Below are 4,263 nucleotides of genomic sequence, written 5' to 3'. Positions count from 1 at the left end.
CAATTGATAATCCTGACCGAGTGATAAACAAAATCTATGACGAATTTTTCCACTGACGGTCATCACATTTTTAATCAATACAATTTATGAGGTTAATCGTTTTCCCATCCGATTCCACCTAGTTCGCTTAACGAACTCAATAAAATCGCCACTCTTGATAATAGATAATATCTATCACACTATAGATACTTTAAATTTGACCCTAATTAATATCAGGAATAGCCTTGATTCAGATCAATTTTGAGTGAGGTTTTATTCTTGACTTGGTTTTGGTTTTCCATTCCCCAGTTAAAACGCTCCAGCGCTTAAAAAGTACGGTAGTGCTGTGCCCTTTTTAGGGAGTTCCCCCCGTACATGTGACTCACAACGCAAGGTTAACAAGCCATTATGGATATCAAACAACTTAAATATCTCATCGCACTTGAACAGACCAAACACTTTGGTCAAGCCGCCGCATTGTGCCACATTACGCAGCCTACCTTGTCCATGAGAATCCGAAGCTTAGAGGAAGAACTCGATCTCGAATTAATCCAAAGAAGTCAAAGATTTGAAGGGTTTACTGAAGCAGGAGAACGCATTTTAGCTTGGGCGAAAACCGTCTTAGCCGCTCATGATGGACTGCAAGCCGAGGCTGCTAACTGCCGTGGTCAGTTGGTCGGTTCACTTCGGCTTGGAATGGTGCCACTCGCCAGCCAAAACCCGATGGAATTGCTCAAACCATTAGCTCAACAGTTCCCTGAGTTACGCTTTCAAATACTCTCCATGACGACCGAACAGATCATAGACCAACTCAATCGCAATCAACTTGATTTGGGGATGTGTTATGTCGATCAAGTCAACACCGCTTACTTCGATGTTATCGAGCTATACTCGACCAAACTTGGCGTTTTATTCGATGAGCGTCATTTCGATTTTGCCGAATCTGAAGTGTTGTGGGAGTCACTCAATAACATTCCGCTAGGGCTGCTTTCGAAGGGTATGCACTATCGCCACTCAATTGATCTTAGCTTTGTGAGTAAAGGGCTGGTTCCGCAAACCGTCATTGAAAGTAACTCCACCTTTCACTTGATCCAAGCAGTAACCAGTGGCCTTTGTTGCGCCATTATGCCGCTGAACTGTGGATTAGAAGAGTTGAACGATACGCTTCGCATTATCCCTATCGAAGAAGCCGCCGTTCACGCCCCGCTAGGTTTGTTAAAGCGAAAACAAGAACCCTTCTCCGCGCTAACCGATCAGTGCTTCGCAGAAGCGAAGAACATATTCAATCGATAACAACAACCCACACGTCAATTTTTGGCATACATAACGGCTTATGAGGTGATTTCATGAGATGTACTACTCAATCTTATTTTGAACTGTCCGATTTCAATCAAGCACCACCTCAACCAAGTGCGTTCAATTACCGAGAATTGATTGATGGCCGCCCAGTGCAACAAATGTCGCTGGCGAGTGAGTCAGCTTTAGCTATCAGCTATAACGGCATTAGCCAAGCGGTCATGATGGTGACGCCAGGCCATCTGGAAGACTTTGTGAAAGGGTTTAGCCTAAGCACAGGCATCGTCCACGACTTCAAAGAGATCAAAGACATTGAAATTGGTGGCGATCACGAATCTCATTATGCGGAAGTAGAAATCAGCAACCGCGCTTTCTGGGCGCTAAAAACACAACGTCGGAATCTTGCAGGCACAACCGGATGCGGCATTTGTGGCGTCGAGGCTCTGGAACAAGCTTTGCCTGATTTAGCACCGCTAACACCGTCTCTTCCTCCGCGCTCCGATGTATTCGAAGGGCTGCGAGACAAAGTCGCACTGCATCAAGAAGCCGCACGTGAATCTGGCGCGCTACACGCCGCTTTATTTTCAGATTTACAAGGCAACATCAAGTTGTGCCGAGAGGACATCGGCCGTCACAACGCGCTAGATAAGTTGATTGGCGCATTGGCCAACAATCACATCGAACCTCAAAGTGGCTTCGCTATCATGACAAGCCGTTGCAGCTTGGAGTTGATCCACAAAGCCGTTCGCGCGCGTATCCCCACTCTGGTTTGCTTATCTGCGCCTACAGCGTTAACTGTCGAATGGGCAAGAAGAAACCATTTGAACCTAATTCACTTGCCAAAACACGGCTCGCCGCGTCTATACAGCCCCGCGCCTTAACACGTCAACCTAATCGAATTCGTAATATTTCTAACGGAGACCTCTGGGTCTCTGTTGTTTGCTTCTCGTTCCCAATTGATACTTAGCGACAAGACACTATTCTCTCCAACCAAACGTGCTCACCCCTTGTCAGCACTAAGCTTGCGTATATTAACCTGCTTGCATTTGAACGCTTTCCAACCCGATAAGAACCCTGTCAAAAACCCATAAATTAGTAAGGATTTTGTGTGACTCTTTTCACGCTTTTCCGCCTTCCTAGGCATTTCTAGGAATTTTTCCTAGCCGATCTAGGCAACCATCTCATGTGCCTTACAAAACCACTCTCTAGAATTCCGCTCAGTCAAAGGTAACAAGAGCGCATAACGGTCTCCGTTGTGTTTCTAAAACAATTACAAGAGAGTTCATCATGTTAAAATTCCTCGAACAGGTGCGGAAGCCGACCCTCGATCTTCCTGTCGAAGTTAGAAGAAAGATGTGGTTTAAACCGTTCATCCAATCTTACTTGGTCGTATTTATCGGCTACCTAACCATGTACTTGATTCGTAAGAACTTCAATGTCGCGCAAAACGACATGATCTCAACTTACGGTTTGAGCATGACAGACCTAGGTCTTATTGGCCTTGGCTTCTCCATCACATACGGCATCGGTAAAACCGTTGTGTCTTACTACGCTGACGGTAAGAACACCAAGCAATTCCTCCCTTTTATGCTGATCCTTTCTGGTCTTGCAATGCTTGGTTTCAGCTTCAGCATGGGCGGCGGTAGTGCAAGCCTGTTCTTGATGGTGGCTTTCTACGCTCTAAGTGGTTTCTTCCAAAGTACTGGTGGCCCTTCTAGTTACTCAACCATTACAAAATGGACACCTCGTAACAAACGCGGCTCTTACCTAGGCTTGTGGAACATGTCACACAACGTTGGTGGTGCGGGCGCAGCGGGTGTTGCTCTTTTCGGTGCTAACTACCTATTCGACGGCCACGTAATCGGCATGTTCGTGTTCCCTTCTATCATCGCGATCATCGTTGGCTTTATCGGTATGCGCTTTGGTAGCGACTCTCCAGAAGCTTACGGTCTAGGTAAAGTAGAAGAACTTTTCGATGAAGCAGTGAGTGAAGAAGACACCGCCGCAGAAGAAAACCAGATGACCAAAAAAGAAATCTTTGTTGAATACGTTCTTAAAAACAAAGTTATCTGGCTACTTTGCTTTGCCAACATCTTCCTTTACATCGTTCGTATCGGCATCGACCAATGGTCAACGGTATACGCGTACCAAGAGCTTGGTCTGTCAAAAGAAACGGCAATCTCTGGCTTTACTCTGTTCGAAGTCGGTGCGCTTGTGGGTACTTTGATGTGGGGTTACCTGTCTGACCTAGCAAACGGTCGCCGCGCATTGGTTGCTTGTGTGTCTCTTGGTTTGATCATCGTATCGCTTGAGTTCTACCAACACGCCACTAGCGAGTTCATGTACTTAGCCTCTCTATTTGTATTGGGCTTCTTGGTGTTTGGTCCGCAACTTCTTATCGGTGTTGCCGCGGTTGGTTTTGTCCCTAAAAAAGCAATCAGTGTGGCTGACGGCGTAAAAGGTACATTCGCTTACCTAATCGGTGACAGCTTCGCGAAACTTGGTCTCGGTATGATTGCAGACGGTACACCAATCTTCGGTCTAACAGGCTGGAAAGGTACCTTCGCAGCCCTAGATACCTCCGCCATGATTTGTATTGTTTTGCTTGCTTTCGTTGCTATCGCGGAAGAGAAGAAGATTCGACACGCGAAGAAGCTTCAACTTGCACAAAACCAAGCCTAACTTCTCTGCGCGCTTTACTTCGGTAAAGCGCGCAAGATCATTAAAATGAGTTGATCAATTCAGTATCATTAAAGGTTTTTCTATTGGCTCCTGTTGGAGCTTATTGTTGTTAGTCGTCTGCTCTATTTGGTTGTAATAATGATTCATGTTGCTCTAGTTGATGATCACGTCATCGTGCGTTCAGGTTTCGCACAATTATTAAATTTAGAAAGTGATATTACCGTTGTTGGTGAATTCGGCTCTGTCGCCGAAGCGCGAAAAGGCTTGCCTGCGGTACACCCTCATGTCGTCATCCTAGATATATCC

General features: G+C 45.9%; 4 protein-coding genes. All 4 read left to right on the top strand.

Translation table 11 applies throughout. The features are described 5' to 3' along the window. The first annotated feature begins 387 nt into the window (after positions 1-387). Positions 388-1,272, top strand: coding sequence for a LysR family transcriptional regulator (locus CAG68_RS12270; RefSeq protein ID WP_054730252.1), 885 nt, complete (start codon positions 388-390; stop codon positions 1,270-1,272). Positions 1,273-1,325: 53 nt separating this feature from the next. After that, positions 1,326-2,156 (top strand): formate dehydrogenase accessory sulfurtransferase FdhD, encoded by an 831-nt coding sequence (gene fdhD / locus CAG68_RS12265; RefSeq protein ID WP_005460891.1) that lies wholly within the window; start codon positions 1,326-1,328, stop codon positions 2,154-2,156. A gap of 406 nt (positions 2,157-2,562) precedes the next feature. Continuing rightward, positions 2,563-3,957 (top strand): hexose-6-phosphate:phosphate antiporter, encoded by a 1,395-nt coding sequence (gene uhpT / locus CAG68_RS12260; RefSeq protein WP_021707729.1) that lies wholly within the window; start codon positions 2,563-2,565, stop codon positions 3,955-3,957. 138 nt (positions 3,958-4,095) lie between these two features. Next, positions 4,096-4,263, top strand: a 168-nt coding sequence (locus tag CAG68_RS12255; RefSeq protein ID WP_161441203.1) for a response regulator, incomplete at its 3' end; no start/stop codon positions are given.

Source organism: Vibrio sp. V42_P2S4T144 (assembly GCF_009904715.1).
Taxonomy (GTDB): Bacteria; Pseudomonadota; Gammaproteobacteria; order Enterobacterales; family Vibrionaceae; genus Vibrio; species Vibrio alginolyticus.
The sequence above is the reverse complement of the archived record's forward strand: the minus strand, read 5'-3'. Positions and strand labels throughout refer to the sequence as shown.